Here is a 25359-nt window from a genome sequence, read left to right as displayed (position 1 = left end):
CTGTTATCGGCTGCGTGCCATACTATTTGTTAATTATAATCCCTGGAAGATCTCGATATCCTTGCTATCCTCTGAAAGCTTTACATAAGCCTTCTTTGTCTTAGCAGTTCTTCCGTAAGTTACTCCACGTCTCTTTACTTTTCCGTCTGCATTTACTGTGTTTACCTTAACAACCTTTGTTCCGGCGAACATCTTCTCTACAGCTTCCTTAATCTGAGTCTTGGTAGCTTCAGGATTTACAGAGAAAGCATATTTCTTCTCTGCCATGCCGTTCATACTCTTTTCAGTGATGATAGGCTTCAAAATAACGTCATAATATTTAATATCTGCCATTATGCGTATACCTCCTCAATCTTTGAAACAGCATCCTTTGTAATAACAAGGCTGTCATGATTTAAGATATCATATACACTGATGCTATTGGTCAAAGTTGTTGCAACTGACTCAAGGTTTCTAGCAGAAAGAATTACGTTCTCTTCCTTCTCACCAAGAATAATAAGAGCCTTGTTAGCCTTAATATCCTCTAAAACCTTCTTTGCAGCCTTTGTCTTAATCTCACCAAGCTTGAACTCATCAAGCACGATAAGCTTATTCTCATTTAACTTTGTTGTGAGTGCTGAGCAGATAGCTGCCTGCTTCTCTTTTCTATTCATCTTAAATGAATAATCTCTTGGCTGTGGTGCAAATACAACACCGCCGCCCTTCCACTGTGGGCTTCTGATAGATCCCTGTCTAGCGTGACCGGTTCCCTTCTGTCTCCAAGGCTTTCTTCCGCCTCCACGAACTGCCGCACGTGTCTTAGCACTCTGTGTACCCTGACGGTTGTTAGCAAGCTGTAAAACAACTGCTCTATGCATCAGATGCTCTTTTACTTCTACTGCAAAGATTGCATCATTAAGTTCTAATGTTCCAACTTCTTTGCCTTCCATATTTAATACAGATATGTTTGCCATTTATATTTCCTCCTTCCCGTCAGGTTATATTATTTACTTTTTCTTGTAGTGTTCTTAATCATTACAAGTGCCTTCTTAGAGCCAGGAACAGCTCCCTTAACAAGGATCATGTTCTTCTCTACGTCAACTCTTACTACCTCAAGATTCTGAACTGTAACCCTAACGTGTCCCATATGTCCGGCCATCTTCTTGCCCTTGAATACCTTACTAGGGTCAGAACAAGCACCATTAGAACCAGCGTGTCTGTGGTACTTAGAACCGTGAGTCATAGGTCCTCTGTGAAGACCGTGTCTGTGAATAGCACCCTGGAAACCTTTACCCTTAGATGTAGCAGTTACATCAACCTTATCGCCTGATGCAAATACATCTGCTTTGATTTCGTCTCCAGCCTTGTAATTCTCAGCATCCTCAAGTTTGAATTCTCTTAAAAATCTCTTTACAGGAACGCCTGCCTTAGCAAAGTGTCCTTTCTTTGGCTTATTAACGAGTTTCTCGCGAATCTCACCAAAACCTACCTGAACTGCGCTATAGCCATCATTTTCTACTGTCTTAACCTGAGTTACTACAGCAGGATCAGCCTTTAATACAGTTACAGGAATTAATGAACCATCTTCAGCAAAAATCTGTGTCATACCGATTTTTGTAGCAAGTATTGCTTTCTTCATCTCTTTACCTCCTGTTAATCTACAGCGGACCGGACTCTGCCGGTCATCCTAGATGGCTTAAATAGGAGTTTTCTCTCTATCCATAACCCTAAGGATCTTGCTAATTTTGTTTCCTACTTATTCTTCATGTTGATTTTGATCTCAACACCAGCAGGAACATCAAGTCTTGATAACGCGTCAACTAATTTCTGGTCAGGCTCGAAAACATCGATGAGTCTCTTGTGAGTTCTCTGCTCGAACTGTTCTCTGGAGTCCTTATACTTGTGCACCGCACGAAGTATTGTAACTATCTCTTTCTTTGTTGGAAGAGGTACAGGACCACTAACCTTTGCTCCAGCCTTCTTTACAGTATCAACAATCTTTGCTGCTGAACTGTCGATGAGCTGATGATCATACGCTTTTAATGTAATTCTCATTACTTGACTTGCCATAAAAAAAGTCGCCTCCTTTTCGCACTTTCGTGAATCATCACGTATTTAGTACGACAAGCGGTGACTGTACACACACCCGGGTGTTTCATAATCATAAACATACTGATAATCACACCACGCCCTACTCTGTAGAACATATTAGTTGTTTTCTGTACAGTGACTTGTCGCCAGGTTTACAGACCTTTCGGCCTCTTGACATTCGCTCCACGAAAAACCCAAAACCCACTTTTTGCAGTATTCTCGGCAACCTCCGCTTCTTAGCTATCATGCCACAACATTGTTATTATACGCCAAAGATGGCGTATTATCAAGCATTTATTTAATAAAAGCATAATTTTAGTTATTTTCTACAATTAATTTTATTATTTCATCAAATAAATTGTCATATATTTTCTTACTATAATGTAGACCGTCACTGGTCTCATTTTTATAGCCATCGATACTTTCTACAATTGCATAAGCATCAATATATCTTATATTTGTATCCTTAAGTTCATCTTTCATAAGTGAATTGAACTTTAGTATGTCAGCCAAAGATATGTGGTATTTTGACTTATCTATATATGGCAGGATAGATATATAGCTAACTTTTGCTCCTGTAGTTTCGGAGATTTTCTTAAGCTTTCCGCTCAAATCCTTGGCATAACCGTCACCAAGACTGTTTACTCCAAGCATTACCACGATATTGCCTATCGATTTCTCTCTTATTTCTTTTAAGACATCAGTCTTATCTGCTGTTGTTAGGGAATTCTCTGTATAGTCAGGATTAACTAACCCAAGCTTTACAACCAAGTCGTCGCCAATCAGCCCCGCTCCTGCGCCGCTTTCTGCAAGCCAGTACACTTTTCTGTCATACTTCTTTTCATATTCCCTTTTGTTGCGGCTCATAAGATAAATATTACTATCACCTATAATAAGTACGGCATCTCCATGGTTTCCAGGCTTACCACTGCTAACATAAGAGGATATTTCATCCCCATTAGTTTCATTCAATGTAGCGCTCTTACCCTCGGGCTTGATTGTCTCAATGTAGAATTCAGGCTTGCCCTTAAAGAGCCCTGTTCCAACAACATTTTCATATAAGAAAATCCCAAACACATTTAATATCGTAATAATCAAAATGAGCTTAAAAAGCTTGTATCTCTTGTTTTCATTCATAGACACATACCTCCTTAAGCCCATACTTTGGTCAATCTTTTAATACATTGCTTACTCTTTCTATCTGTCTTTTCTTCTTACCTTTCTTTTTGGCAAGAAGGGTGGCCTTAGCCTTATTCTTTTCTATGACAGAAAGAATTGCCTTAAATACCGGATTATGCACCTTTTTGGAATAATGAATTCCATCCCAGGTACAATTTCTGTAATTCTTCACCGACTTTGCAATACCATATGCATCTATATAAACGATGTCTGTATTCTTAAAGCCTTCTCTCGCAGTGCTGTTATGCTCTGCCATCAGCCGTGACTTATCCTTGTATCTTCCTTTATGTACATATGGAAGAATGTTTACATAGTAAACTCTGCAACCGCTTTTCTTTGCCAGCTTTTTAAGACAGTTCACGGTGTTCTTTGCAGCCTCTCTACCAGGCCAATTGGCACCGAGCACTACAACAATGTCTTCTATCTTCTTTTTCTTTACTTCCTTAATAAGGTCAAAATTTCTTGTATTAGTAAATGTGTTAACAACCTTCCTTGGCATTTTTCTACCTAAATGAATCTTAAAATCAGGATATATAAAGTTGATGGTTACACCACCCTCGGCCAGCCAATATACTTTATCAGGGTTATCCACTCCCGTACCGTAGTTTTTACCAAGAGCCATTCCGTATGCGATGCTGTCACCCAGTATCAATGTTGTCTTTGGTTTCGCATTTGCGCTTGTCCTTGTCTTAGTTTTTGCCTCTGCTGTTATGCCCGGGAACTGTAAGCATAATATGGCAGCAATCAGCATTCCGCATAGGAAAGAAATTAACTTATACTTAGAGTCCCCTCTCATAGCTCCATTCATATTTAGTTACTTTCCGAATATTCTGCTGAATGCAAGAAAGTAAAGTGCGGGTAGTATTTAAGCCAAGCCTTTCCAACAATTTTTTCTTTCTTTACATACTTATTATCCCAATACCTTGCATCCTTACTTTCATCCCTATTGTCCCCAAGCATAAAGTAACATCCTTTTGGAACTGTATAAGGCCCAAAATCCCCATTTGGAGGATCGTTAAGATAAGGCTCTGACAAAGGCTTTTTACTGTCATTAATATAGACAAGTCCTTTCTTAATCTCAACCTTCTCTCCCGGAAGTCCTATGATTCTTTTTAGGTAATTTTCACTTTCATCGTCAGGATAAGCAAACATCACTATATCTCCCCTTTTAGGGTCTTCAAAAAGGTAAGCCAGCCTGTTTACTATCAGTCTGTCACCCGGTTCAACGACAGGAAGCATAGAGCCTGTTGGAACTTCTGCATTTGCATATACAAATTTATTCATCAAAAATGCTAATACAAAAGCCAGCGCAATTAGAAACACATAGTCTCTAATTTCTTTAAAAACAGACTTTTTATCCCATTTCTTTTTTTCTTTGATATCTTCTGTATTGTTTTCCATTATTCTCCTATCCACCTTCCCGATGCCCCACAAGGAAGCACCAAGCCATTTTTCTTTACCGGAAGCCCAATCTCTTCAGCCATTACCCTGCCACCAAACTTGTCTGTGATTGCAGTATTTAGCATATAGCTAAGCACTGCAGGCTGAAGACCGGTCGTGTAACTGTTGATAAGGAAGAATTTGCTCTCCTTATGTAAAAGTTCCGTACACTTCTTAACAAAAGGATATACAGCCTCTTCGATCTTCCATATTTCACCCTTAGGTCCTCTTCCGTAGGAAGGAGGATCCATTATTATTCCATCGTAATGATTGCCGCGTCTTATTTCTCTTTCTACAAATTTGACACAGTCATCCACTATGTAGCGAATAGGAGCCTCTTCAAGTCCTGAGAGCTTTGCATTTTCCTTTGCCCAGGCTACCATCCCCTTAGCAGCATCTACATGAACTACTTCGGCTCCAGCCTTTGCTGCTGCAACTGTCGCTCCTCCGGTGTAGGCAAAGAGGTTTAGAACCTTGAGTTTTTTCCTGCTCTTATTTATAATATCGGAAAACCAGTCCCAGTTTACAGCCTGTTCCGGAAAGAGTCCTGTGTGCTTGAAGCTAAAGGGCTTCAGATTGAAGGTCAAGTCTCTGTAATGAATATTCCACTGTTCAGGGAGGTTGAAAAACTCCCATTCACCACCGCCCCTGTTGCTTCTATGGTAGTGGGCAGATGGTCTTTTCCACTCCTTAAGCGTCTTTTCTGTATCCCATATTACCTGAGGATCAGGACGAATAAGAGAATATCCACCCCAGTTCTCAAGCTTTTCTCCTGACGAACAATCCAGGACTTCATATTCTTTCCAATTGTTAGCAATCCACATCAGATAACAACTCCTATTTCTAATAAAACAGCCACATCCCGGTTAAGTTTAAGTACAAAATACCCATACCAAAACCTCCACCCTGATGTGGCAAAGTAAATTAAACCTTAACTCAAAGAGTAATTTCTCTTATTCAGCTTTTCCTACTGAACCAAAGAGTTCCATCTTCTCTTTAACTGTAGCCTTGATAGCCTCAAAGCCCGGAGCAAGTACCTTACGAGGGTCAAAGCCCTTACTTGCCTTATCCTTGTTTGCTTCAAAGTACTCTCTTGTTGCTGCTGTAAATGATATCTGGCACTCTGTATTAACATTAATCTTAGATACACCAAGCTCGATGGCCTTCTTAATCATGTCCGCAGGAATGCCTGTACCACCGTGGAGCACAAGTGGAAGGATTCCTGTCTTCTTCTGGATAGCATCAAGAGTTTCAAATGAAAGACCCTTCCAGTTTGGAGGATATACTCCGTGGATGTTACCGATACCAGCTGCAAGGAAGTCTACTCCAAGGTCAGCAACTCTCTTGCATTCTTCAGGATCAGCACATTCACCCATACCAATTACACCATCTTCTTCTCCACCGATAGATCCAACTTCTGCCTCAATGGAAACACCCATCTTATGAGCAGCTGCAACGAGCTCTGTTGTCTTTGCTACATTCTCATCGATAGGATAATGTGAACCATCAAACATAATTGAAGAAAAGCCTGCATCAAGACACTTGTAGCAGCCTTCAAATGAGCCGTGGTCAAGATGAAGAGCTACAGGTACGGATATCTTAAGATCCTTAAGTAAACCATTTACCATACCTACAACCGCATTGTATCCACCCATGTACTTTCCTGCGCCTTCAGATACACCAAGGATAACAGGACTTTTAAGTTCTTCAGCAGTCATAAGGATGGCCTTTGTCCACTCTAAGTTATTGATATTGAACTGGCCTACAGCATAACGTCCTGCTTTTGCCTTAACTAACATATCCTTTGCTGATACTAAATACATATTATTCTCCATTCCGCATCAGTATGATGCTATTAAATTTTTGTTTACTTTAACTGCCCACATTTTATCACAACAGACTATAAATGTAAAATAAAAAGTTTTTTAAGCCTTACTATATTGTCCGTTTAAGAAATTAGCAAGTATATCCTCTACTTCACCCTTAAGTACAGGCACTGATGCAATAGCATTTTCTGCAAGGGAAGCCCTTAGGTGCTTATCAATTCCACTGCATATAACCATATCCACGCCGGCTTTTTTAAGTGCAGCTACAGCTTCCTCAGGTGAATCTGCCTCAAGCGTAGTCCTCTCAAGGATTTTCTTACCCTTTGTATCTGCAATGACGAACCTATGAGCATTAACAAGCTTACCTACAAACTTTTCATCCTCATCAAGAGCGATTGCTACCTTGTGGTCCTCTCCGTATTCCTCTCTATCTATGCTATGGTCAACATTCCTTAGTAAAAACTCAATTGTATCTGCTGTCTCACCAAGCACATCCAGTTCAAGTTCTTCAACCTTACCGTTGTCCATAGCATCCGCTATCCTGCTGTCCATTGGAAGCCTTGAAAGCACCGGAATGCCGTATTTAAGACCAACATCATCTGTCTTTCCTTCTCCAAACGGATAGATAAGCTTACCGCAGTCCGGGCATTTGATATAGCTGTAGTTCTCAACTATTCCAAGTACAGGTATTTCCATAGCATTAGCCATATTTACGGCTTTCTCAACTATCATAGATACCAGTTCAGAAGGAGAGGTAACGATGATTATGCCGTCAACAGGCAGTGACTGAAATACAGTAAGTGGCACATCACCTGTACCAGGTGGCATGTCTACAAACATGTACTCCACATCTTTCCAGTCTACCTCTGACCAGAACTGCTTAACTGTGCCTGCTATTATAGGTCCTCTCCAGACAACAGGAACTGATTCTTCGTCCAAAAGCAGGTTTACAGACATTACCTGAATTCCGCCCTTGGTAAGCTCCGGCTGTATTCCGTTTTCATTTGCCTCTGCCTTATTTTTTAAGCCAAAGCACCTTGGAATGGATGGTCCGGTTATATCCGCATCAAGAACTGCTGAATTGTAACCTTTCTTTTGAAATATCGCCGCAAGCCTTGAGGTGACGAATGACTTGCCTACTCCACCCTTTCCGCTGACTACACCAATTACCCTCTTTACAGAGCCTTCATTTTTTAAGTCAATAATCTGACTTTGTCCATTATCACGACTCATAGATGTGTATATACCTCCATTAATCTCATCATTTTTCATTAATCTTTTACATTTTACCACTTTCAGCTAAAATATTCAAATTTTATGCGCTGCTTCATTTTTTAAATTTGTATTGGATTTTAGTTTATATTTATGGTATAATTACAAATGTTTACGCTCAAAAATTAAGAGTGAGATTTGAAAGGAATGGTGCTAATGGCTTCCAATGCTAAAGATAAAGAAAGTAAAGAAGTAAAAAAAGAAACGAAAGAAGTAAAAAAAGAAACGAAAGAAACAAAAAAAGAAACTGCCGCAAAGAAAACTACTAAAAAATCAACCAAGAAAACTGCTGTGGCGGCTGAAAACACAAAACCAGAGAATACCACCGCTGTGGCAAAGGATGATTTTTTAACAAAATTAGAAGGACTTCTTCAAATTGCAAAAAAGAATAAAGATGTAATCGAGTCCGATAAGTTAAATGATTATTTTAAGAGTCTTAACATTGACGCCAGCCACTACGAGAAAATCTATGATTATCTCGAGAGCAACGGCGTTACCATTATGAACATCAACGATATGGATGACGATCTCTTTGATGATTCACTTCCTGAAGTTGATGACGATGCAGACCTTGATATAGGAGATGACATTACTCTATCAATAATGTCAGATGATCCTGTGAAGATTTATCTTAAGGAAATCGGTAACTACCCTCTTCTAAGTATGGAAGAGGAAGTTGAACTTGCAAAGAAAATAGCCCAAGGTGATCAGGATGCTTCAGACAGGCTTACAGAGTCCAATCTCAGGCTTGTTGTAAGTATAGCAAAGAAGTATGTAGGACGTGGTCTTTCCTTCCTCGACCTAATACAGGAAGGAAATCTTGGACTCATCAAAGCAGTAGATAAGTTTGATTATACCAAGGGCTATAAATTCAGTACTTATGCTACCTGGTGGATAAGGCAGGCAATTACACGTTCTATAGCGGACCAGTCAAGAACAATACGTATACCTGTGCATATGTCAGAGGTTATCAACAAGGCATACAGAGTATCCAGGAGCCTGCTTCAGGAGCTAGGGCGTGAACCTACCGAGGAGGAAATTGCAGCACAGATGAATCTTCCTGTAGAAAAGGTGCGTGAAATAATGAAGATTTCCGCTGATCCTATATCACTTGATACTCCTATCGGAGAAGAGGACGACAGCCATCTTGGCGATTTTATCAAAGATGATACTATAATGGGCCCTGAAGAAGCTGCTACCTACACTATGCTTCAGGATCAGATAAAAAAGCTTCTTACTACCCTTTCCGAAAGGGAGCAGAGGGTACTCGTGCTTAGATTTGGCCTTCTTGATGGAAGAACCAGAACTCTTGAAGAGGTAGGCAAAGAATTTAATGTAACCAGAGAGCGTATCAGACAGATAGAAGCAAAGGCTCTTAGAAAGCTCCGCCACCCTAACAGGGCAAGGATGCTTAGAGGCTTTGATTCTTATTAAATATCGTACAAAAAGGGACAGCTCCGATTTGGAAATGTCCCATTTTGTATGATTCCAGAGCAAATTTTTCAATCACTTCCGGCAGCATATTTTCTTTATCCATTTCATCATTTAGCAAAAAATCCGCATTGATGCTTTGGTTATATAAAGTTTAGCCGTCGTTTCTCCTGTCTTCCTTCTTCACATCCATCAACTTACCATTATAGTAAAACTTCTGGGAAAACTTGATTCCAAGTGCCTTTTCATACTTTTTGATAATAGGAAGTTCCCTCTCTGTAATGATAATCAAGTTCCTTCCTACCCTGCCTGCACGCCCTGTCCTACCTGCCCTGTGAAGATAGGTATCGGCGTCCTCAGGTAGATTTACATGAAAAACTGTATCCACATCATCAAACTGTAAACCTCTCGCAGCAAGATCTGTAGCTATGAGATACTTTATCTTACCGTGCGAAAAGCCCTGCATAGCCTTCTTTCTTTCTTCCTTATTACGCTCTCCTCCTATAAAATCCACCTGATAGTGGTGGTAGGCAAGCTTCTTGTAGGTCTCTTCTATATCATAAGTACCATTTACAAAGATAATCGCCTTCCTGGTCCTTATTGCCCCTGTAGTACCACGAAGAATTTCAAGCTTGTTTCTTTTTTCACAAACAATATACCAATGCTTGATATTGGCTGGGATTTCCCTTCCTCCGTCAGCACTAATCTCCTCTATATCAGGAGCCCAGGCCTTTGCCCCATCAAGAGCTGCCCTTGTCTGGGTAGCAGAGAACAATAAAAGCTGCCTGTCCCTTACGAGGCATTTGATAAGTGCATTCGTAGTCTCCTTATTGTTCTTATCAAAAAGTCTGTCGCCCTCATCAAGCACTAAAGATTTTACTAAATGTGCTGCAATTTTTCTTTTTCTGATTAGCTCTATTATCCGCCCCGGTGTACCTACAATAATCTGAGGCTTATTTTTGAGATTTTCAATCTGCCTTATTATGCTTGCATTTCCACCGAGACAGACAGAATGAAGGCCTATACCTGTATATCCTCTGACAAGCTCAGCCTGTCTATGTATCTGCAAAGCAAGCTCTGTGGTAGGAGCGGCTATAATAACCTTGTTCTCCCTTTCCACATTTTTATACTTCTCGAATAAAGGAAGTAAATAAGCCAAGGTCTTGCCCGAACCTGTAGGAGCCTGCACAAAATAGCTGCCCCCCTCAAGCACCTTGGCATAAACCGCCTCCTGAACAGGTGTTGGTCTCTTAAATCTAAACTTTCCTATGCCTGAGAGTATCTTTTTATCACTAATAAATTCATTAAATTCCATTACTTGGTAAACCAACTGCCTTTCATACTATGCTTATACACCCTGTAAGCCTTTTTCTTGTTCTTAAAACTATAGCTTGCAAGCTTATATCCATCCGGATTGTACTCCTCAAAGCTACCGCTTCCAGTAGAGGCCGCTATAAGATAACCCTGATTAAGAGAAACACTTCCATTCTCAGCGGAATAAGGAAGTTCGATACTGTTTTCAAGGCTATACGTCATCTTCTCACCATCTACCAGATACTTGTAGCTAAAGGAATTCAAACCGCCAGAGTTATTGTCAAATACTATCAGATGATACTGTTTCTTACCAAGCTTTTCGCTCTTATCAACATAGGCCGTACTTTGCTTTTTCTGGCTGACAAAGTCTCCATCCTTACTGTAGAACGCATCACCATAAGCTGATTTCAGGTCATTGGTGCCTGAAATAACTCCCTTTATCTTGGGATTTCTGAAAACATTGTTAATCCTGACAATGGACGAAGTGTTCTTCTCACTTACAATCAAGTCATTATCATTAATAAACTGCACTGAGGTAAACTTTAACTTGGAACCGCCTTTCTTATAGTAAGCAGAAAAAAGTTTGTTAAAGTTTACTATTTCTTTAGACTTGCCCTCTAAGATATCTACTGAGAAAATCCCGTCATTTCCGTTTCTTCTTGACAGAGTTACAGCCTTCCTTATACCCGTATTGAGGTCCATATCTCCAAGTGCATAAGCTCCGCCTTCAAGCGGGATAAACTTCTCGACCTTACCAAATCTGTCAATAACAGCAAACCTGTTACTATCAACTGCGTAAAAAAGCTTGTCATCAATCTGTGCTATATTGGTCTCAGCGGCTCCTCCACCTTTAACAAGCGGAAGCTCAGCCCTCAAGATGCCGTAGTTATCGTAGAATAATATATGTTTTTCTTTCCTGCCGTTATCATCGAGTCCAAATACAGCAAATAACCCATCCGAAAGCTGGGTAACCTCTCTATCAAGAGAAGCTTCAAGAGTCTTCATAGTCACGGTTTCAGCCTCAGGAATATCTAACCTGTACCCTGCTTTAGCTATCATTTTATTGTTTTCATCATAAATGTATACCGATACATAATTTCTCTCTCCCGGTACCATTCCTATGATTATGCCTTCCTGCTCAGCAAGTGGCATGCCGGTAGTATTGGTATATAATGCTCCCTGAAAGTCCTTTGTATTTGCATCTTCCTTACCGTCAATTTCCTTTACATTAACCGAATATATGGTATTTACTCTAAACTTGAGCTTAAAATAAATATAAAGACCTGTGGTATTGGTTCCATAAGGATTTACGATAAGAAGAGGCGAATCTACAGTATAGTTCCCCTTTTTCTTATAATTCTCGATTATACTCTTTGCAGCCTTTTGATACTTCATAGAATATATATCAGGCTTCTTCACCTTAAGCTTCTTTGCAACCTTCTTGTACATGTCTTTTGCAGATACAACCTCCGACTTTACAAACTCCACCCTGTTTGGTACAGTTGTTTCCTCTTTTTTTATGTCATCCTTCTTAGTCTTTGTCAAGTAAGCTGCAGCCGCAAGCACTGCAATAAAAAACAGTGAAATTATAAGTGAAATTTTTAAAGCTTTCTTTAACATATCTACCTCAACAATCTGCCAATATTTGCATCCTCTGCGAAGTCCGGCGTACTGTAAAGTACCAGTAAATCAGTGATTTTATTTTCATCAATGTATTTTTTAAGACTTTTATTAAAATATCTTAAATCAAGCATTATTATTCTATCATAATCCTTTATCAAAAATGGTGCAAGACTATGAGCAAAACTATCTTTAATTAAAAGCAGGGTCTTACCTGTGTTGTTATCTGTCTTAATATCTGTAACACTGTGGTTGCCACCAAAGAATACCGTGTACTTATCTTTCCCCTTCAAGGCACTTAGCATATAGATACTGTCATAGCTCTTTTCCTTGTCATTATCCCATACCATCTTTGCTTTGTCTATTTCTTTAGAAAAATATAAGGTAATATCATCAGGTATTACCCCTCCTATGACACCTGTATTTACCTTAGAATCATAGGTTCCAAGGAAGTCCTTAGTAACTGTATCAGCCTTTAGTTTATTAAGAGGCTGGGCCTTAAGCCCCAGTCCGGAAGCAACAGCCTCATAGCCGTAGTAAGCTCCGAGACTGGTCCAGTGATGGTCTGTCCTGTAATAGATATACTCATTTGCATGCTTTTTAAGGTTGTCACCGAGGTCAGTAACATATTCATCCCCTGCTTCGTTTTTTATGCCTGTAATAAATTTTGTCTGGTTATAGATAGGCGCATAGGCAGGCAGCTTATCTCCTAATATCTCAGAAGAAGAGGGTGCCAGTGCTACCTGAAAATGTCCCTTGCCAAATTTGTCTGCGTATGTTTTCACAAATTCAGCTATTGTTTTTTCATTGTTCTTTGCAGTCTCCGACTCAAAAAGTGAAGCGTCATATTTCCCGAACAGATAGCCATCTTTGCCAAAATACACGCCATTGTCATCTGTTCTTCCTCGGAGTCTCTCTACAGCCGTTTTCACACCCATAAAAAAGCTTCTTTCAGGAAACTGGTCTGTGATAAAGGTCTCATAGTCTTTCATAAAACTTCCGTCAAAGAGCTTAGCTGTAGTAAACTTAGGCCGCTGCTCCAAATATCTGTTCTCGGACTGTGAAAACTCGGTAGGCTTATGAAGCACAGCTCCAAAGAAAAGTGCAGCTAAAGTCCCTCCAAATACGGCTATCTTAGCATTTTCAAAAGTAAATATTTTCATATATATCTCCCATTAGAACCTAAAATACAGGAACGGATTGTAGGTTGATGCCACCAAATAAGCTACACATATTCCTAAAATCACTTCAAGCATAATTATACCGGCCACCTTAAATACCAGTTTGTCCTTGGCTGCAAGTTTTTCTATACACCTCTTAGGCACATCGGTACTTGCAACTGCAAGTATTATTATAAGCACAAGGTTATTAAGTAAAAGATAGATAAACTCTTTATTTATGACAGAATAACCGCCTAATCCAAACATTCCGGCTATGAACTCTGCCCCTTTCTTAAATGAATCAAAGGAAAAGAGTACCCATCCAATGATAACCAAAAACATTGTATAAAGATGTCTGACAATCTTTGGCATCTTCTCTATTATTTTCAATAGAAAAACCTTTTCAAAAATCAGGATGACTCCATAGTACAGTCCCCAGGCAACAAAGTTCCAGCTTGCACCATGCCAGAAGCCTGTAAGCATCCATACAATAACTATATTTCTTATCTGCTTGGCAATACCGGCTCTATTGCCACCAAGTGGAATATACACATATTCCTTAAACCAGGTAGACAGCGAAATATGCCATCTTCTCCAGAATTCAGTGATTGACTTAGCTATATAAGGATAGTTGAAGTTTTCATCAAAATGGAAGCCAAACATAAGTCCCATACCTATAGCCATATCCGAATATCCTGAAAAGTCAAAATAAATCTGGAAAGTATAAGCCAGTATCCCCAGCCAAAAACTTCCTACTGACATTTCAGAAGCAGTCAGTGCATTTACACTGTCCCAAAGAAGACCGGCGTTATTGGCAAGCAGAACTTTTTTACCAAGACCGAAGATGAAACGGCTGATACCCCTCGCAAAATCGGCTCTGTTTTCTACTCTTCCCTGCATTTCCTCTGCTACTGTACGGTACCTTACGATAGGCCCTGCAATCAACTGCGGGAAAAGGGTTACATAGGTTCCAAAGTCAAGGATGTTTTTCTGTACCTTAGTATCGCCCCTGTACACATCAATAACATAGGACAGACTCTGAAATGTATAAAATGATATACCTATTGGCAGAGCCAGCTTGATAGCAGCTATCCCGGCACCTGTAAGCGAATTGATGGTATCTATGGTAAAATTAGCGTACTTAAAGTAACCAAGCAGCAAGAGATTGATAGCTACTGCTGCCACAAGCGAAACCTTAGCCTTGTTTTTCTTACCTGCTGACATCTGTTTATCTATAATAATTCCAAATACATAGTCTACAGTTATGGTAAAGCACATAAGTAATATGTATACAGGTTCTCCCCAAGCATAAAAAAGTATGCTTGACAAAAACAAAACAAGATTCCTTATACGCTTTGGCACTATGAAGTAAATTGCTAGTACTAGTGGCAGGAACCTTGTAATAAATAAAATACTGGAAAAAACCATTTGTGTTACTCCTTTTTACTCAGATAAGCACACATATCATACCATATTTACTATGAAAATAAAAGAGATAGCTAGGGAAATCTTGTTCATTTTCTTATAGGTTGTTTTGGGGCTTAAATGCAACTTAAAAAAAAGACTGCGAGAGCCTTAACCCTCGCAATCTCCTTGTAACTAATTAAGCAATTTTTGATTGGATATTTGTGAAGTACCAGCGCTGCTCTTACCACTATAGTCTTAGCTTCTGCTTTTATTAGTACTTCCCTTTGTTCCGGAATTATTGTTTGAACTGTTAGTTGTTCCGGATGATTTACTCTGTCCTCCTTTCATACTATTGTTGGAACCACCTTCGTTGTTGGCCCAGTTTCTGCGTCTGCCGTTTGGAGGGGCTCCCTCAGGTCTTCCCTGCGGACCTCCGTTACCCTGTGGGCCTCCGAAGTTGCCGCCACCACCAGGACCTCCGTTACCCTGTGGACCTCCGAAGTTGCCGCCACCACCAGGGCCTCCGTTACCGTTTGGTCCTCCGAAGTTGCCGCCACCACCAGGACCTCCGTTACCCTGTGGACCTCCGAAATTTCCATTGCCACCCGGGCCTCCGTTACCATTTGGGCCTCCGTTACCATTTGGGCCTCCGAAGTTGCCATTATTGCCATTTATTGAGCCCCCCCTGGGTCCACCTCCATTTCCATTCTGATTGTTGTTTCCACCATTTCCATTCTGAGCTATATTTCCGTTTGGTCCGCCAAAGCCTCCATTTCCATTTGGACCTCCGAAGCTGTCGTTACCACCCGGGCCACCGTTGCCGTTTGGACCTCCGAAGCCTCCGTTACCTGGGCCTCCATTCATTCCGTTCCCGAAGCCTCCCCTGGGTCCACCTTCATTTCCGCCTGGACCACCGTTACCGCCAGGGCCTCCCTGCATGCCACCCATTCCGCCTGAGTCACTTACGAGCTGGCTAAGAGTCACCTGCTGTGTTGTAGTTCCTGCTGTCACTGTATAGGTCTCACCCTGTGTCATGCCTTTTGTACTGATGATAACACTGTTATACTCTTTGGCTGGTGTGTAGCTTGCAAGTATATTACCCTTTGAATCAGCAATGCTAACAGTGGTTCCTGCTGCCTGATTGGATACGCTTAACTGTACAACACCCTGAGTTGATGAAGAACCGAAGTTCTCAGTCATACTCTGAATCTCTGTTACTATGAAAGTACCGCCTGTGATTGTACCTGTACCGTTATAATCGATACCTCCGTTACCACCCCTGGTTGGACCACTTACATAGGTCTCACCACCGCTTACTGTGAGGTCACCGTTAGAATCAATTCCATCTCCTTCCGCATTTACTGTAATCTTACCACCTGAGATATTGATGCTTGCATCTTCTGCCTGCATATTTTCCTTCTGTCCTGTTACAGAAGAAGCTGTTGCATTGATACCATCATCACTTGACACCACATTTACTTCGCCGCCCGAGATATTTACATCCTTGCCTTCAAGACCTTCATTACTTTGGGTAATGTTAATCTTACCACCAACTATATCAAGGGTAGTTCCTGCGTGAATACCGTCATCTGCTGCATTTATTGTAATAGTGCCACCTTCAATGTACACGAAGCCCTTAGTTGTGTCATCACTGTTTTCAGAGTGGATACCATCAGTTCCTGTTGTAATATTGATAGTACCATCAGCTATTCTTACACTGTCCTTTCCGCTGATGCCCTTCTTTGTGGATGTTATGTCAATATTTCCACCTGTAATTACAACATCATCCTTGCCCACTATGCCGTGAGCGGTAGAGCTTATCTTAAGAGAACCGCTTCCATTGATGGTAAGGTCTCCCTTTGAGAAGATAACACCGTCAACATTGTTGTCATCAGTAGCTACAAAGGTTCCTGAAGTTGTAAGTGTACTCGTAGTACCATCCTTTAGTGTTACGAAAACCTTGTCTGCCTCTTTTACATATATAGCAGCACTGCTTTCATTGGTAATTGTCACACCATCAAGTACAAGTTGAACCTTAGCAGTATCCGCCACATTGACAATTATCTGCCCCGAATAGCTTCCTGAAAGGATGTAAACACCTTCCTTGGTTATAGTATAGGTTGAATCCTTTATTTCACTTAGATTAACCTTGGTAGCACTTGATTCATCGTAAGACGCATCTTTGTCACGATCTGTAAACATATCTGCCTTCACTGTTCCTGTCGCAGTAGAGGAGGAAGTTCCTGAAGATGCAGTAGTTGTTGTGCTGCTGGTTGTAGAGCTGTCAGTAGTTACACTGGCACCGCTTGTGGTACTTGAAGTGGTAGTTACCACAGTTTTGGAAGCGGTGCTGCTATTTGCAGCACCTGCTTTGTTACAAGCTGTTACACTAAGTAAAAGCCCACCTGTTAAAGCTATCATCATTATCTTCTTTTTCATAATTTTAGTTTCCTTTCTTATAAGCTGTTTATTGTTATTTTTCTTGTTAATTAAAGTTCTTCTCCACCCATTCCAGGACGGTTTAAGCGAATTTCCAAGTTACCGTTTTTACATCTAAGTGCATCAATAAATTCTTTTTCTATTCCCTCCTTATTCAGGGTAACATCATAGCTAAGCTTGAATAAGCTACCCATATTGGTTGTCTTTACACCAAGTAAGTTTGAGCTCTTGGTATATTTATTAAGTGTTTCTGTAAATACTTCTGTGTAGTCAAGATTTTCAGGTATTGTAATTGTAAGACTCTTCTGCAATTTAGATCCTGCAAAAACTACATATCCCAGTTTTGTGTAAATGAGAGTTACTACTCCCATTATGAGAGCAAATACTGCCGCATATCCTACAAATCCCATACCTATTGCAAGTCCTGTAGCCATTGATAAAAAGATTGCTCCTATTTCCTTCGCAGTGCCAGGTACCGAACGGAATCTTACAAGTCCGAACGTTCCTGCAACAGCTACTCCTGCTCCTACATTGCCATTTACCAAAAGTATTACCATACTTACTACAGCAGGGAGCATTGCAAGTGTAACCACAAAACTCTGTGAATATCTGCTCTTATAGGTATAGACCAGGGCTAGGAAGATTCCTATCGCAAGCGCCGCTCCTATACAAATAAAAACTGATACAGGTGAAACTGCTGTGGCAGTTCCACTGCTAAATAAACTATTAAACATATCCATACTCCAACCTCTCTTTCATGTTTTCTTCGTTGTTAAATTCTACCTCCCTTGCAAATAACCATCTTCTGTTCTTCAATATCTCTGTGTAGGCATTGCCGTACTTTGAAAATGAAACTTTGTAAATGCCGTATTTGCTAAGAACTTCTACTAACCATAATGGGAAAGTATCTGCTGATTTTATTTCTAGTAGGGCCTCTCCGTCTTCAAGTATTGGTTTTCCATAAACCTCATTGGTTAGACTTAAGTTGTCTTCTCTCCAAAGAATGTTTTCATCGAATGTCATTCGAAAATCAGGATTGTCTTTATCGAAGAACGCCTGTCTGTCATAACTTAGGAATACTTTTGGCTCTATATCACCATAGAAGTCTAAGAAATAATCAATTTCCTTTCCTATCTGGCTTTCTTTCTCAAGCTTCTTTCCCTTACAAAGGTAATTCATTGCTTCTTTTTCTTTAGCTTCAATCCTCCTTTTGTAAACTATTCCATCGAATTTCTTTTTTAGTTCTATGAATACCTTATCCTCTTCATTTACCTTTTTATAACTTCTTACCCTAAGCTTTTCTTTATAAATTGGCTTATCAAGAGAATGCCTTATGAGTAAAAAATCAGGTTTGTCAAAGTAGATATTTCTTATTGTACTGTTGCCGTAGCTGTCTGCCTTCATATAAGGCTTCATTGCTTCAAGTACTGCTTCCTTTTGTTCTTTACTTAATAAGAACTTTATTTCAAACCTCTGAAATGTACCCTGTCCCATAAGTTTTCCTCCTTTCATTTTTTATTATTTTCTCTGTCTTTTTTTTATGTGATTTATTTTATGAATACATAATAAACTACGAACCTAAAATGAACCTTAAAGTTTAAAAAAAGATTTTAAAAAAGAAAAAAGCGTCTTACATTGCTGTAAAACGCTGTATAATTTCTAAATAGTTTATGATATAATCAATATGTTGCCTCTCCCACTAGGCATAGAAGGGAGGTGAATTTATGGAATCATTGATAACCTTTTTGAGCTCTGTTGCAGCAGGTATAGTCGCCAACTATATCTGCAAATGGCTGAACAGAGAAAAGAAAAATGGCAACCAGTCTAAAAAGGAATAAGCCACCTTAAAAAAACGGAATAGAAACCCCCAAGAGCTACCATCTCTTGGGGGTTTTGAATTTATGGCTATTGATAACCTTTCGCCTGTTCACATTATAATACAGATTTATATAAAAAGTCAACATCTCACTTTATTTTATATAGCGGCAAAACCACCTTCAAGGTCTGCTATTATATCATCTATATGCTCTGTTCCTATTGAAAGTCTAATTGTATTTTGCTTAATGTTCTGCTCAGCAAGCTCCTTCTCATTAAGCTGTGAATGAGTTGTGGTTGCAGGGTGGATAACAAGTGACTTTACATCAGCCACATTGGCAAGGAGGGAGAATATCTTAAGGTTATCTATGAACTTCCAAGCTTCTTCCTTTCCTCCCTTAATCTCAATCGTAAATATGGAAGCACCCCCATTTGGAAAATACTTCTTATAAAGCTCGTGGTCAGGATGTTCAGGAAGTGATGGATGGTTAACCTTTAGAACCTTAGGATGATTCTTAAGGAAGTCCACAACCTTCTTGGTATTCTCAACATGTCTGTCAAGTCTTAAAGAAAGAGTCTCCACACCCTGTAAGAGAAGGAAGGCATTAAATGGAGATATTGCAGCTCCTGTATCTCTTAGGAGAATTGCTCGTATATAGGTAACAAAGGCAGCAGGACCAACAGCATCATAGAAGGAAATGCCGTGGTAGCTAGGGTTTGGCTCTGCAATATTGCCATACTTTCCGCTAGCCTTCCAGTCAAACTTACCTGATTCAACAACTACACCGCCCAAAGTAGTTCCATGTCCTCCTATGAACTTTGTAGCTGAGTGTACTACTATGTCTGCACCATGCTCAAAAGGTCTGATTAAATAAGGAGTTCCGAAGGTATTGTCAACTACTACAGGAAGTCCATGTTTATGAGCAAGCTCAGAAACCGCATCAATATCAGGAATATCACTGTTAGGATTGCCAAGAGTTTCAATAAATATTCCTCTGGTGTTATCCTTAATTGCCGCTTCTACCTCAGCAAGATTATGTATATCTACAAATGTTGTCTCGATTCCAAACTGAGGAAGTGTGTGTGCAAGAAGATTGTAGCTTCCTCCGTAGATTGTCTTCTGTGCAACTATATGTCCGCCATTTGCAGCCAGAGCTTCGATAGTATAAGTAATTGCCGATGAACCTGACGCCAATGCCAGAGCAGCACTTCCACCTTCAAGAGCAGCTATTCTCTTCTCAAGTACATCCTGGGTGGAATTGGTAAGTCTTCCATAGATGTTACCCGGATCTGCTAAGCCAAATCTATCAGCCGCGTGTTTGCTGTTATGAAATACATAAGAAGTAGTCTGATAAATAGGTACCGCTCTTGCATCTGTAGTAGGGTCTGCCTGCTCCTGTCCAACGTGTAACTGTAAGGTTTCAAATCTGTATTTGCTCATAATGTAAATCTCCTTTTCAAATAATCTTTTTTCATATACTCTGTCAACCTTATTTTTTGTGGTTGTTTTTGATGGACTTATAATACCACTAAATATCTCATTTGAAAAATCGTTTGATTTTATGTATTGTTATAAGTTTTAACTATATGCCTATCTGTTTGCTAGGTTTATCTTATATAGTGATATTTTCCTCTTAACCCTTAAAAGGAGCCGGCTAACTGCCGACTCCTTTTAGTATTACTCACTATCTTCAATTCTCTTTCTCTTAAACACAAAGGCTGCAAACAAAAGCAGACAACCTGTAATTAAGTATAGATGGTCAAAAGATGAAGTTCTTCCCGATATTTCAATGATTCCCTTTACCAGGAAACCATTTGCAAAGACTGCAAGTGCAGTATTTAGAAAGTACTTGTTTAACGAATTCTTAAACAACAGGAATACTCCTGCAATAAGTGGGAAGATGAACATCAGTCTCATATGTACCGAGTACTGCCCGTATGAAAACATTTCATAAACATAGGCAAATACTGCAAGGAAGAGACTTAGTGCCCCGCAAATAATGAGATTTTTAGTAGTTTTTTTGTTTTTAATATCCAATGTAAACAATGTCGCTCACCTCTCTTTCTGATATATTATGTCCGTTGGTTGTAGGATTATTGATAATGCTGCCGTTAAAGTACATGGTTGATGAACCGCCTCCGTCAAGGTTGTAGGCTGTAGTCGCACCATACTCCTTCATAACCTCCGCAAGTTCGTAGAGAGAAAGTCCCTCACTCTCGCTTGTTCTTCCGTCAGATACTACTAAGATGTAGTGGTTAGAATCAACTATGCCTATTGCTGTACGAGGATTCTTTGTCATAGCCTGTCTTACCTCAGTGTTCTGGTCTACTGTTATACTACCATTTTCTATAAGTGAAGGTCCAAAGGCAAAGAGGTTTACTACTCCGTCAGCTAGGAGCTGCTCTGCAGTCACATCAGTTTCATAAATTATCTTAAATGAACCATCCTTATATACCGCAAGATCCGGATAATCGCTGTCGCTTCTTACCGTATTTCTGTAAATTACACCGTTTTTAATAACATATCCGCTTCTGTCTGCTCCGTAATAATCGCCGTTTACTGCTAAGATAGCATTGTTGTTTGAAGCCATAGATGATGTGGTTTCGGTTACATTTGTGCCGAATGAGTCATAGGCAAGGGCTGTCTTTAAATAATTTGCATCCAAAAGCTTGACATCAGCCACATATACAGTGGTATTGTTCTTTCTGACTGTTGTTATTGTTATATCTACATTGCCGTCCTTGTAAGAGGTATCCGTCACAGTCTTTTGGGTTGCCGCAGCTGTATTACCGGTAGCTGCCGTATTTTCAGTAGTCGTGTCTGCCACAGTCTGATTCTCAGTAGCAGTTCCTGCTGTACCCGTATTGTCAGATACAGCATTGTTTGTCCCACTTGTAGCTGTATTATCAACTACAGCATTGCCTGCTCCATTCGCTGCCTCATCTGTAGATGTATTTTCAGCAGCCTGTGCTATGGTGGTGTCTGTATTTTTTACAACCACAGCCTGTACCTCAGGGATTACAAAGGTCTTTAGCAGTACATAGCTGTCAAGCGAGCCAATTAGAAGTCCTGCCGCTATACTAAGTGCAAGTGGTTTTTTTAGAAATTTCTTATTACGCATGGTTCTTCCTCCTTTTTAAGTATTGGTAATCTTGCTATACTTTTTTTCTCCTTTTCATTTTTCATCTTAAACACAAAGAGCTTTTGTGCGGTAAAACTAATGGCAAAGCAAGCAAGCTCTGCAATCAGCTTAAGTAAATAAATGTTTCCTCCTGACAGGGTATTTAGTCCTAAAAGTATAATGGTATTTAATCCAAGTATACCTGCCGCAAGGCTGAAGTACCTTATGAGGCTTCCCTTTCCTTTTTCACTGTGCTTAAATACAAACTTCTTGTTTATGTTGAAATTCAAGGTACTGCTTATTAGCCTTGCTCCTACATTGGAAAACACTAACATAAGGGAGGTTGGCAGAGCCGCAAACAACAAACTTAAAAGTCCGTATGCCGCGTAGTCTGTAGCAAATGCAGCTATTGAGGAAAGAGTGAATCTAAATATCTCTCCGTATATCTTTACCGCATCCTTTACAGGACTAAAATGGCTGCCACTGTTGTCATCTATGTAAACGGTTTCGATTGGAACTTCCTTTATGCTAAGTCCGTTTTTCTTAGCAAGTAAGAGCATGTTCATTTCGTATTCGTACCTGTCTCCGTTTATTGAGAGTAGAAATGGTATGCTGCTTACACTAAAGGCTCTGAGACCACACTGGGTATCATTTAGGAAAAGTCCGGATACGAGGAAATAAATGTATTTTGTTATGGTATTTCCTACCTTTGACTTAAGAGGAACTTTTCCTGTAAAATATCTTGCTCCTGTAGTTATCGCTGCTTCATCTATCCTAAGACTGTTAGAGACCTTGATTATGTCACTAACTGTGTGCTGTCCATCTGAATCAGCTGTAACTATAATTCCATCCTCGTTAAGCCCTTTTATATAAGTAAAGGCTGTCTTGAGTGCCGCTCCCTTTCCTTTGTTGACACCATGTACAAGTACTATAGCGTATTTTTCTGCTTCTACAAATATATTATTGAATTTATCGCCTGAACCATCATCTACAACTATAATCTGAAACAGATTAAGTGCGCTTACTTCTTCAAGCAGCTTGATTAGTTTTTCATCAGGTTCAAAGGCAGGTATAACTAAAAATTTCATAGGCTTTCTCCTTTCTTTGCTGTTCTTTATGTTGAGGTCATTATATAAGGTGAAGCTTAAACGAAACTTAAATAAATAAATTTTTATTTTTGGCAATTGAAATTTGTCTTATATTTAATTCTCTTGACACTTATATCTTTTTATCTTATGTTAGAATAAGCAAAAGATCACGAAGGAGATAAAATATGAGGCTTTTACTTGCAGAGGATGAAAAATCGCTTTCAAAGGCTGTCAAGGCTATACTTGAAGCCAGCAAATATAGTGTAGATGCGGTGTTTGACGGTGAAGAAGCTCTTGAATACCTTGATGTAGACACCTACGATGGGGTAATCTTAGACGTGATGATGCCTAAGAAAGACGGCTTTACCGTACTAAAGGAACTAAGAAATAAAGGAAATCTCATCCCTGTACTCTTACTCACCGCCAAATCCGAGGTAGATGATAAGGTAGAGGGACTTGATTTGGGTGCAAATGATTATCTGACCAAGCCTTTTGAGCCAAAGGAGCTGCTTGCAAGAATCAGAGCTATGACAAGGAGCCGTATGGCTGAAGGTGACTCCATACTTGAGTTTGGCAACGTTTCCCTTAACCGTGCAAGCTTTGTGCTATCCACTAAGACAGGTGAATTTAAGCTATCCAACAAGGAATTTCAGATGATGGAGCTTATGATGAGTTATCCTAAGAATCTCATTTCTGCTGAGAAATTCATGGAGAAAATCTGGGGCTTTGATACTGAGGCAGATATCAGTGTTGTCTGGGTAAATATTTCTTATCTGAGAAAGAAACTGGCTTCACTTGGGGCTGATATCGAAATCAAGGTGACCAGAAATCTTGGCTACTCTCTGATTATGTCAAAATAGAAAGGATTTTCTGCACTAATGAAAAAAAACAATGCAATTTCAAGACTCAGGTTCAAGCTGATAGCAGTTTCAATGGCTGTAACCCTGCTTATACTGGGGCTTATTGTAGGGGGAATTAACTATATCAACTTCAAGAAGGTAATTGACAATGCCGACACTACCATAGATTATCTAGCTAATAATTATAATACTGAAGAGACAAGGCCTGAGCCTCCTGATGAGGAAGGCGGCGGAGATGGCTTTAGACCTTTTGATGATGGAATCTCACCCGAGGTGAAGTTTGAGAGCAGATATTTCGTTGTTAGCTTTGATAGTGAGGGGAATGTAGCTTCAAGTGATACTAAGCACATCTTCGCCATTTCTGATGAAGACAGTATTAAAATTGCAAAGCAGATATATGAAGGCAGTTCAGACAGAGGCTTTTATAGAAACTATAGATATGCCAAGATAAGCTTAAATGGCTATAATGCTGTTATGTGTCTTGATGTATATAATGGTCTATCCAGTGCAAATTACTTCCTTATTGTAAGCCTCTCTGCATCATTTATTGGCTGGATTACTGTATTTATCATAGTTTTAGCATTTTCAAAGCGGATAATTGCACCTGTTTCAAAAAGCTATGAAAGGCAAAAGAGATTCATATCTGATGCAGGTCACGAAATAAAGACTCCTCTTGCCATCATAGAGGCTGACATAGGAGTTATGGAGATAAATGATGGTGAAAATGAATGGTTAGATGATATTAAAGTTCAGGTAAGAAGGCTTGCAAAGCTGACTAACGACCTCATACATTTATCAAAACTTGACGAGGGTAAGGACAGCTTAAAATTTATTGATTTCTCAGTGTCAGACCTGGCTAAAGAGACTGTTACTTCTTTTAGCGGACTTGCTACAATAAACAACAAGAAACTGGAAGCAAATATTAAACCAAATCTCACCTTAAAAGGTGATGCAGAAAGCATAAGGGAGTTGCTTACCATCCTCCTTGATAATGCTATCAAATACTCTACCGGGGATGGAAATATAGTTCTTGAAATAAATAAGAAAAACGGACATATTACTATAGATGCTGTCAATTCAGCCAAAGGTCTATCTAAAGAAAACGCCGAGCATCTTTTCGACAGGTTCTACAGAGTCGATAATTCCAGAAACTCTGAAACAGGCGGACATGGCATAGGTCTTTCTATGGCAAAGGCTATCGTTAATGCTCACAATGGCAAGATAACTGCTGAGGTTACAGAGAATGAAGAGCTAAGGATAAAGGTGGTTATATAAATTATTATTCTACTCTTTTTTTAATTGCTCTTTTTCTTAGT

At 39.7% G+C, this 25359-nt stretch carries 24 protein-coding genes and 1 pseudogene; 3 read left to right on the top strand and 22 right to left on the bottom strand.

Annotated features, from left to right (window positions below):
- Nucleotides 1–33: 33 nt before the first annotated feature.
- The 11 genes and pseudogenes from rplW to JJN12_RS04275 form a co-directional block, all read right to left on the bottom strand.
- Nucleotides 34–333, bottom strand: a complete 300-nt coding sequence (gene rplW / locus JJN12_RS04320) for a 50S ribosomal protein L23 (RefSeq protein WP_208428528.1) — start codon at nucleotides 331–333, stop codon at nucleotides 34–36.
- Nucleotides 333–953, bottom strand: coding sequence for a 50S ribosomal protein L4 (gene rplD, locus JJN12_RS04315; RefSeq protein WP_208428527.1), 621 nt, complete (start codon nucleotides 951–953; stop codon nucleotides 333–335). The genes rplW and rplD overlap by 1 nt, the downstream gene beginning before the upstream one ends.
- A gap of 29 nt (nucleotides 954–982) precedes the next feature.
- A complete protein-coding gene (rplC, locus tag JJN12_RS04310) occupies nucleotides 983–1618 on the bottom strand; it encodes a 50S ribosomal protein L3 (RefSeq protein WP_208428526.1) in 636 nt (211 codons plus the stop codon).
- A gap of 113 nt (nucleotides 1619–1731) precedes the next feature.
- Nucleotides 1732–2049 (bottom strand): 30S ribosomal protein S10, encoded by a 318-nt coding sequence (rpsJ, locus tag JJN12_RS04305; protein WP_208428525.1) that lies wholly within the window; start codon nucleotides 2047–2049, stop codon nucleotides 1732–1734.
- A 336-nt stretch (nucleotides 2050–2385) separates the two neighbouring features.
- The gene (locus tag JJN12_RS04300) at nucleotides 2386–3207 is read right to left on the bottom strand and encodes an SGNH/GDSL hydrolase family protein (protein WP_208428524.1); all 822 of its coding nucleotides are present in this window, start codon (nucleotides 3205–3207) and stop codon (nucleotides 2386–2388) included.
- A 31-nt stretch (nucleotides 3208–3238) separates the two neighbouring features.
- Nucleotides 3239–4057: an SGNH/GDSL hydrolase family protein gene (locus JJN12_RS04295; RefSeq protein ID WP_208428523.1), complete on the bottom strand. Its 819-nt coding sequence runs from the start codon at nucleotides 4055–4057 to the stop codon at nucleotides 3239–3241.
- Between the two features lie 2 nt (nucleotides 4058–4059).
- Complete coding sequence (gene lepB / locus JJN12_RS04290; protein ID WP_208428522.1) at nucleotides 4060–4650, bottom strand: signal peptidase I; 591 nt, start codon at nucleotides 4648–4650, stop codon at nucleotides 4060–4062.
- The gene (locus JJN12_RS04285; RefSeq protein ID WP_208428521.1) at nucleotides 4650–5513 is read right to left on the bottom strand and encodes a class I SAM-dependent methyltransferase; all 864 of its coding nucleotides are present in this window, start codon (nucleotides 5511–5513) and stop codon (nucleotides 4650–4652) included. The genes lepB and JJN12_RS04285 overlap by 1 nt, the downstream gene beginning before the upstream one ends.
- Before the next feature lie 129 nt (nucleotides 5514–5642).
- Nucleotides 5643–6512, bottom strand: coding sequence for a class II fructose-1,6-bisphosphate aldolase (gene fba, locus JJN12_RS04280; protein WP_208428520.1), 870 nt, complete (start codon nucleotides 6510–6512; stop codon nucleotides 5643–5645).
- A gap of 102 nt (nucleotides 6513–6614) precedes the next feature.
- Nucleotides 6615–6911: a NifB/NifX family molybdenum-iron cluster-binding protein gene (locus JJN12_RS14760; protein WP_456298508.1), complete on the bottom strand. Its 297-nt coding sequence runs from the start codon at nucleotides 6909–6911 to the stop codon at nucleotides 6615–6617.
- A 60-nt stretch (nucleotides 6912–6971) separates the two neighbouring features.
- A pseudogene (locus JJN12_RS04275) lies at nucleotides 6972–7748 on the bottom strand (P-loop NTPase); the annotation flags it as partial.
- A gap of 186 nt (nucleotides 7749–7934) precedes the next feature.
- On the opposite strand from JJN12_RS04275, the gene rpoD reads away from it, so the two are divergent.
- A complete protein-coding gene (gene rpoD / locus JJN12_RS04270) occupies nucleotides 7935–9221 on the top strand; it encodes an RNA polymerase sigma factor RpoD (RefSeq protein ID WP_236013841.1) in 1287 nt (428 codons plus the stop codon).
- 151 nt (nucleotides 9222–9372) lie between these two features.
- On the opposite strand, the gene JJN12_RS04265 is transcribed toward rpoD, so the two are convergent.
- From JJN12_RS04265 to JJN12_RS04215, 11 genes are all read right to left on the bottom strand, one after another.
- The gene (locus JJN12_RS04265) at nucleotides 9373–10533 is read right to left on the bottom strand and encodes a DEAD/DEAH box helicase (protein ID WP_208428518.1); all 1161 of its coding nucleotides are present in this window, start codon (nucleotides 10531–10533) and stop codon (nucleotides 9373–9375) included.
- Entirely contained in the window at nucleotides 10533–12152 is a 1620-nt protein-coding gene (locus tag JJN12_RS04260; protein ID WP_208428517.1) for an aryl-sulfate sulfotransferase, read from the bottom strand. The genes JJN12_RS04265 and JJN12_RS04260 overlap by 1 nt, the downstream gene beginning before the upstream one ends.
- Nucleotides 12153–12154: 2 nt before the next feature.
- Nucleotides 12155–13315 carry a DHHW family protein gene (locus JJN12_RS04255; RefSeq protein ID WP_208428516.1) on the bottom strand — a complete coding sequence of 387 codons (1161 nt, stop codon included), beginning with the start codon at nucleotides 13313–13315 and terminating at the stop codon, nucleotides 12155–12157.
- A 12-nt stretch (nucleotides 13316–13327) separates the two neighbouring features.
- Nucleotides 13328–14740, bottom strand: coding sequence for an MBOAT family O-acyltransferase (locus tag JJN12_RS04250; RefSeq protein WP_208428515.1), 1413 nt, complete (start codon nucleotides 14738–14740; stop codon nucleotides 13328–13330).
- Between the two features lie 234 nt (nucleotides 14741–14974).
- Nucleotides 14975–17158: a carbohydrate-binding domain-containing protein gene (locus JJN12_RS04245; RefSeq protein WP_208428514.1), complete on the bottom strand. Its 2184-nt coding sequence runs from the start codon at nucleotides 17156–17158 to the stop codon at nucleotides 14975–14977.
- Between the two features lie 50 nt (nucleotides 17159–17208).
- Nucleotides 17209–17892 (bottom strand): DUF4956 domain-containing protein, encoded by a 684-nt coding sequence (locus JJN12_RS04240; RefSeq protein WP_236013693.1) that lies wholly within the window; start codon nucleotides 17890–17892, stop codon nucleotides 17209–17211.
- On the bottom strand, nucleotides 17885–18652 hold the full coding sequence (locus JJN12_RS04235) for a polyphosphate polymerase domain-containing protein (protein WP_208428512.1): 768 nt from the start codon (nucleotides 18650–18652) through the stop codon (nucleotides 17885–17887). The genes JJN12_RS04240 and JJN12_RS04235 overlap by 8 nt, the downstream gene beginning before the upstream one ends.
- A 481-nt stretch (nucleotides 18653–19133) precedes the next feature.
- A complete protein-coding gene (locus JJN12_RS04230) occupies nucleotides 19134–20414 on the bottom strand; it encodes an O-acetylhomoserine aminocarboxypropyltransferase/cysteine synthase family protein (protein ID WP_208428511.1) in 1281 nt (426 codons plus the stop codon).
- A 237-nt stretch (nucleotides 20415–20651) separates the two neighbouring features.
- Entirely contained in the window at nucleotides 20652–21020 is a 369-nt protein-coding gene (locus JJN12_RS04225; protein ID WP_208428510.1) for a hypothetical protein, read from the bottom strand.
- Nucleotides 21001–22095, bottom strand: coding sequence for a phosphodiester glycosidase family protein (locus tag JJN12_RS04220; protein ID WP_208428509.1), 1095 nt, complete (start codon nucleotides 22093–22095; stop codon nucleotides 21001–21003). Before JJN12_RS04220 ends, JJN12_RS04225 begins: the two co-directional genes overlap by 20 nt.
- Entirely contained in the window at nucleotides 22074–23183 is a 1110-nt protein-coding gene (locus JJN12_RS04215; RefSeq protein WP_208428508.1) for a bifunctional glycosyltransferase family 2/GtrA family protein, read from the bottom strand. The genes JJN12_RS04220 and JJN12_RS04215 overlap by 22 nt, the downstream gene beginning before the upstream one ends.
- Nucleotides 23184–23368: 185 nt before the next feature.
- Between JJN12_RS04215 and JJN12_RS04210 the strand changes: the two genes are divergently transcribed.
- Together JJN12_RS04210 and JJN12_RS04205 are read left to right on the top strand one after the other, a co-directional pair.
- Nucleotides 23369–24043, top strand: coding sequence for a response regulator transcription factor (locus tag JJN12_RS04210; protein ID WP_208428507.1), 675 nt, complete (start codon nucleotides 23369–23371; stop codon nucleotides 24041–24043).
- Nucleotides 24044–24061: 18 nt separating this feature from the next.
- Nucleotides 24062–25318, top strand: coding sequence for a sensor histidine kinase (locus JJN12_RS04205; protein WP_208428506.1), 1257 nt, complete (start codon nucleotides 24062–24064; stop codon nucleotides 25316–25318).
- The last annotated feature ends 41 nt before the right edge of the window (nucleotides 25319–25359 follow it).

The organism is Catonella massiliensis (genome assembly GCF_016651435.1).
Classification (GTDB): domain Bacteria; phylum Bacillota; class Clostridia; order Lachnospirales; family Lachnospiraceae; genus Catonella; species Catonella massiliensis.
Note: the sequence above shows the minus strand (reverse complement) of the source record. Positions and strands in the feature narration are given on the sequence as shown.